General features: G+C 64.9%; 5 protein-coding genes. 4 read left to right on the forward strand and 1 reads right to left on the reverse strand.

Going from position 1 to position 5,788, the window contains the following annotated elements:
- Positions 1–1,088, forward strand: a 1,088-nt coding sequence (locus tag LH475_RS03590) for a 2-oxo acid dehydrogenase subunit E2 (protein ID WP_297412884.1), incomplete at its 5' end; no start/stop codon positions are given.
- Positions 1,089–1,131: 43 nt separating this feature from the next.
- Here the strand turns inward: LH475_RS03590 and LH475_RS03595 are convergent.
- The gene (locus LH475_RS03595; RefSeq protein WP_297412885.1) at positions 1,132–3,018 is read right to left on the reverse strand and encodes a protein kinase; all 1,887 of its coding nucleotides are present in this window, start codon (positions 3,016–3,018) and stop codon (positions 1,132–1,134) included.
- A gap of 247 nt (positions 3,019–3,265) precedes the next feature.
- Between LH475_RS03595 and lipB the strand changes: the two genes are divergently transcribed.
- From lipB to LH475_RS03610, 3 genes are read left to right on the forward strand one after another with little or no spacing between them, the layout of a single operon-like run.
- The gene (gene lipB, locus LH475_RS03600) at positions 3,266–3,946 is read left to right on the forward strand and encodes a lipoyl(octanoyl) transferase LipB (RefSeq protein WP_196845514.1); all 681 of its coding nucleotides are present in this window, start codon (positions 3,266–3,268) and stop codon (positions 3,944–3,946) included.
- Positions 3,943–4,932, forward strand: coding sequence for a lipoyl synthase (lipA, locus tag LH475_RS03605; RefSeq protein WP_196845515.1), 990 nt, complete (start codon positions 3,943–3,945; stop codon positions 4,930–4,932). The genes lipB and lipA overlap by 4 nt, the downstream gene beginning before the upstream one ends.
- 47 nt (positions 4,933–4,979) lie before the next feature.
- Positions 4,980–5,687, forward strand: a complete 708-nt coding sequence (locus LH475_RS03610; RefSeq protein WP_196845516.1) for a DUF4191 domain-containing protein — start codon at positions 4,980–4,982, stop codon at positions 5,685–5,687.
- Positions 5,688–5,788 lie beyond the last annotated feature (101 nt).

Genomic DNA, 5,788 nt, shown 5'->3' on the forward strand with positions numbered 1-5,788 from the left:
AGCCCGTTGCGGCTCCGGTCGCCACGCCCGAGCCCGTTGCGGCTCCGGTCGCCACGCCCGAGCCCGTTGCGGCTCCGGTCGCCACGCCCGATCCCGTCGCGGCAGCACCCGCACCGGTTGAAGCAGCACCCGTCGCGGCAGCACCCGTCGCGGCCCCCGCCCCGGTCGCAGCCGCACCGGCGGCTCGTGGCTCACACGCCGGCACCAGCGGTTACGTCACCCCGATCGTGCGCAAGCTCGCGAACGAAGCGGGCGTAGACCTGTCGACGATCAGCGGCACCGGAGTGGGCGGACGCATCCGTAAGGAAGACATCGTGCGGGCCGCCTCGGCTGTCGGAACGGCCGCCGCTGCCCCGGTGGTCGAGGTCTCGCCGCTGCGCGGAACCACCCAGCCGATGTCCCGCCTGCGCAAGGTCGTCGCCGAGCGCGCCGTCATCTCCATGCAGTCATCCGCTCAGCTGACGACCGTGGTCGAGGTCGACGTCACCCGCGTCGCCATGTTCCGCGACCGGGTCAAGGGGACCTTTGCTGAGAAAACAGGCAACAAGCTCTCGTTTCTGCCGTTCTTCGCCCTCGCTGCCGCCGAAGCCCTGCGTGCCATTCCGATCGTGAACGCCACGATCGAGGGCGACACCATCGTGTACCCGGCCCAGGAGAACATCAGCATTGCGGTCGACACCGAGCGCGGCCTGCTGACTCCCGTCGTGCGCAACGCCGGGGAACTCGACCTGGCCGGTTTCGCCGCCCAGATCGCCGACCTCGCAGCTCGCACCCGGAACAACAAGCTCAAGCCCGACGAATTGAGTGGCGGAACGTTCACGCTGACCAACACCGGTTCGCGCGGTGCCCTCTTCGACACGCCCGTCGTTTTCCTACCGCAGAGTGCCATTCTCGGCACCGGGATCGTCTACAAGAAGCCGCTCGTTGTCACCAACGACGGTCTTGACTCGATCGCGATCCGGTCGAGCGTGTACCTCGCCCTGTCCTACGACCACCGCATCATCGACGGTGCGGATGCAGCCCGCTTCCTCACCACGATGAAGGCACGGCTCGAAGCCGGTGCGTTCGAAGGCAACCTCGGCATCTGACAGCTCCGCTTGATCGGTACCCTCCAGTCGTCTCGGTGCCAACTCAGTTGTCGAAAATCTCACGAAGACGCCAGCCGCCCTCGCCCTTGACCACAAGGACCGAGGCCGGCTGGCTTTTTTCTTGCCCTCGGTCCGGGGTCAACGCGACGACGGCGAGGTTTCCGCTTCGTGCGGCGAGGGACGGCAAGAATCCCAGATAGTCGGCCAATCCCCGGCCGGATCCATCCTGCTGGCGTTCGCGGGCGTTGTAACTATCTCCTGCCAGCATCGCCGACCCGGTCTGATCGACGTCAGCCAGACAGACGAGGGACGCGGCGGCCAGGCAGGTCGCTCGACGGGCGAGCAGCGCCAGAACGGCCGCTACGGGGTCATCCCCCGCTATCGCCGCTGAATCCTCGGCGGCCGCTCCGGCCGAGCCCGCAGTATCCGCTGGTGCTGGAGCTGGAGTTGGTGCGGGAGGTGGTGCTGGCGGAATGGTGGAGACCTCCACCGTGCCGCTCATGCCTGCTTCGCTGGCGCGCCCCGCATCACCGGCAAGCCCGGATACCGGAAACAGTGTCAGTGCGAGCACGACAATGCTGAGGCTGCCCAGAGCCGCCACCAGAAGGGGCCGCTGGCGGCCATGCAGTCGTTTGCGCAGTGCGTGCCCGGCGGCTTTGAGCGGCTGCGAGTCAACCGCGCTCTCCAGCACCCCTTGGAGCCGTGCCTGAGGCCGCAGCCCCCGTACGACGGCGGCGCTCAGCCCGGAGAGTCCGCGGAGAGCGTCGCGACCGCGGCCGACGTGCCCGTGGGTCTGCCCGACGGCGGAGACGTCGTCGTCGTCGTTTAAGTCGTAGTCGTCGTAGTCGTCGTAGTCGTCGTTGTCGTTGTCGTTGTCGTTGTCATTGTCATTGTCGAAGTCATCGCCAGAATCGGCGCCGAGATCATTGCCGGATTCGTCAGCGAAGTCATTATCCGAGTGGCAGTCCCTGGCACCCCGAGCCGGCTCGGATCTATCTGGGTCGAGTGGATCCGGCTCCCTCCTGTCGGGCAGCTCTGCCGTGCCGACCAGACCACGGCGGAGCCGCACACTGTCAACGTGACGTGCCCACATCTCGACCGCGGGAGTGTCCTCGGCGGGTGCGGCCGCATGGGGTCGTGTGGCGGGTTCAAAGCCTCGAAGGGGCTCGGCGTCGGCCCATTCGAAGAGGTCGTGCTCGAGGGCTTGCAGCGCCGAACCGGGGTACGCTCCGGCATCGACCGGACCTGAGCCTGATCGATCCACCGCCGGTTGCAGGGCGGTCTGGAATTTCCGAAGCAACGCAGCCGCGCTGCCCCGACGCGAGTCCGACGTATCGAGCTTGTCGCAGAGGGACTGCATCACGACGCCCAGGCGTGCGTAGTCGGCGCGCAGCAACGGCATCCGTTCTCGGGGAACCTCACCGAGCCGCCGAACTGCACCAAAGCCGGTCAGCACGGCACGGCCGCTCGCGTCGAGCAGAATTGTGGCCTGGCTGACGCTCCCGAGTGCAAAGCCCGACGTGTGCATGGCGTCCAGGGCTACGGTGACCGGGGCGAGAAGGGTCACGACCTCGCCGGGTGACAAGCTTGGGTATTCGACCAGGTACCGGGCGAGGGACCCCCCGGTCAGCCGTTCCAAGACCAGGCAGATGCGACCATCGCCAAGTCGCGCGACGTCCAGCAGACGTACGAGCCCGGGAGCGGCCGCCGACGTGAGCACGGCGATATCAAGTTCGATGCTCGCTGCTTCGGTGTCGGCGCGAAAAACCTTCAGGGCCACCGCGCTACCCGTACCGGAGTGTCCCAGGTAGACCACGGCCCGATTCCCCGTGCCGAGCAACCGGATCACGCGGTGGCCGGCAATGACGGCGTCGGTTTCAGACGCTGCTGCAGCCGTGCCCGACTCGTCGGGATCCCTGTGTACTCTCACGCGATCATGATCCAACGTGATCCGGGCCGCCCGACGCGAGCATCCCGCATCCGTGCACAACACGGCAGCGGCGTCAGTGTGGAGGAGCTGCGAGTTGTTCTGGTGGAGCTTACGGGGAGCGGCAGCGACAATTTAGTGGCAATTCAGTGGCAGTGCAGTGGCAATGCAGTGGCAATGCAGTGGCGATGCAAAAGAGGTCACCCGCATCGCTGGCGCTGGGGGGTCCTCTGCCCCCTAGACTGGGCAGATGCTCGACTTTGTCGTCGCGGGGCTAAGCGCCAACTCCGTGCCGTATGTTGAGGGCCTTGAGCTCCAACGCGCAGTCCATCGTTCCGTCGTCGCCCATGAGCGACCGGACACCGTCCTCCTCCTGGAGCACCCGGCTGTGTACACCGCCGGTAAACGCACCCTGTCCGAGGAACGACCCGTCGATGACACGCCGGTCATCGACGTAGATCGAGGTGGCAAGATCACCTGGCACGGCCCCGGCCAGTTGGTCGGCTACCCGATCCTGCACTTGCAGGAACCCGTCGACGTTGTCGGATACGTTCGGTCGCTCGAGGGCATCCTGATCGAGGTTTTGGTCGAATTCGGCATCGATGCCGTCCGGGTCGCCGGACGCTCCGGTGTGTGGGTCGGACCGGCCGACCACGAAGACAAGATCGCCGCCATCGGAATCCGGGTCGCCCAAGGGGTGACCATGCACGGTTTCGCACTCAACTGCAGCAACTCGCTCGAACCCTATTCGCGCATCATCGCCTGCGGAATTCGCGATGCGGGCGTAACCACGATGTCACGCGTGCTCGGACGCACCATCGACCCGAGCGAACTCATCGACCCCATCACGGCCGCCTTCCTTCGCGCAACGAGCCTGAATTCCGTCAGCACCAACCCCGCCAGCCTCGACACCGTCAGGACGAACGCATGAGCACAGTACCCGAAGGCCGCAAACTGTTGCGCCTGGAAATTCGCAACGCAGAAACGCCGATCGAACGCAAGCCCGCCTGGATCAAGACGGTCGCCAAAATGGGACCGGAATATCAGAAACTACAAAGCTTGGTCAAGAGCGAAAATCTGCACACCGTGTGTCAGGAGGCTGGCTGCCCGAACATCTTTGAATGTTGGGAAGACCGCGAAGCCACCTTCCTGATCGGTGGTTCCCAGTGCACGAGACGGTGTGACTTCTGCCAGATCGATACCGGCAAACCGGCGGACTACGACACCGACGAACCACGCCGGGTGGGTGAATCCGTGGTGACGATGAACCTGCGCTATGCCACCGTGACCGGCGTAGCCCGTGACGACCTGCCCGATGAGGGCGCATGGCTCTACGCGGAGACGATCCGTCAAATTCACCAGCAAAGCCCCGGCACCGGCGTCGAGATTCTCGTGCCGGACTTCTCCGGCAATCCGGAGCACCTCGCTCAGGTCTTTGACGCCGCACCGGAGGTTTTCGCTCACAACGTGGAAACAGTGCCGCGCATCTTCAAGCGCATCCGCCCGGCCTTTCGGTATGACCGGTCGCTCGACGTTCTCACGCAGGGTCGCAACGCCGGACTGATCACCAAGTCGAACCTCATCCTCGGTATGGGTGAGGAACGCGCCGAGATCACCCAGGCGCTGCACGACCTGCACGACGCCGGAACCGACATCATTACCATCACGCAGTACCTGCGCCCGAGTGCCCGGCACCTGCCCGTCGCCCGCTGGGTGCGCCCGGAAGAGTTCGTTGAGCTCAACGAGGAGGCCAAGGAGATTGGCTTTCTGGGCGTTCTCTCCGGGCCACTCGTGCGCTCCTCCTATCGTGCTGGTCGGCTGTGGGCCCAGTCCATGGTCGCGACCGGTCGGGAAATCCCCGCCGAATTGCGCCAGCTGGCGGATGCCCAACTCGGGTTTGCCCAGGCCGTTTCGTGACCGAATTCGGTCACGCGGCATTCGAGTGACTGGGTAGTCTTATACCCATGGCACGCAGCAAGGAAAAGACCCCCAAAAAACCAAAACAGCCCGGCCGCTTGAAGCAAATGTGGCAGGTCTTCCAGATGACGAGACGCTATGACTCAAACATCGTCTGGATTCTGGTATTGGCCTTCCTCATACCCGTTCTGATCAGCCTGGCCCTGGCCCTGCTGATCCCGGGCAGCAACGTCTTCACGATGGTGCTCTGGATCGTCGCCGGCGTGCTCGCCGGTATTCTGGCGATGCTCATCATTCTGGGTCGCCGCGCCGAGAAGGCCGCATATTCGCAGATCGAGGGTCAGCCCGGAGCCGTGGGGGCCGTGTTGCGCAGCTCACTCAAGCGTGGCTGGGTCGGTAGTGAGATGCCGGTTGCCGTCAACGGCAAGACGCAGGATGCGATCTATCGTGCGGTCGGTCGCGGCGGCGTCGTACTGATCAGCGAGGGTCCGAAGACACGCACCACACGCATGCTCGACGAAGAAAAGCGCAAGATCGTGCGCATCGGCGGAAACGTCGGAGTAACGGTGATCTCAGTCGGGCCCGATGAGGACGCCGTGCCGCTGCACAGGCTGGCACGCCGCCTGACCCGGATCAAGCCCACCCTGACCAAGGCCGAGGTACTCGCCGTCAACAACCGGCTCAACTCCATGGGTACGAAGCTTCCTATTCCCAAGGGCGTCGATCCGATGAAGGCACGCCCGCAGCGCGGCTAACAGTCACCAGAAACGAAGGAAGGGTGGGGGGGGGGGCCCGCCCCCCCCCCCCCGTGTTGGTTAAAAAAAGTTTAAAAAAACCCCCCACAAAAGCGGGGGCG

Source organism: Cryobacterium sp. (assembly GCF_026786305.1).
Lineage (GTDB): Bacteria > Actinomycetota > Actinomycetes > Actinomycetales > Microbacteriaceae > Cryobacterium.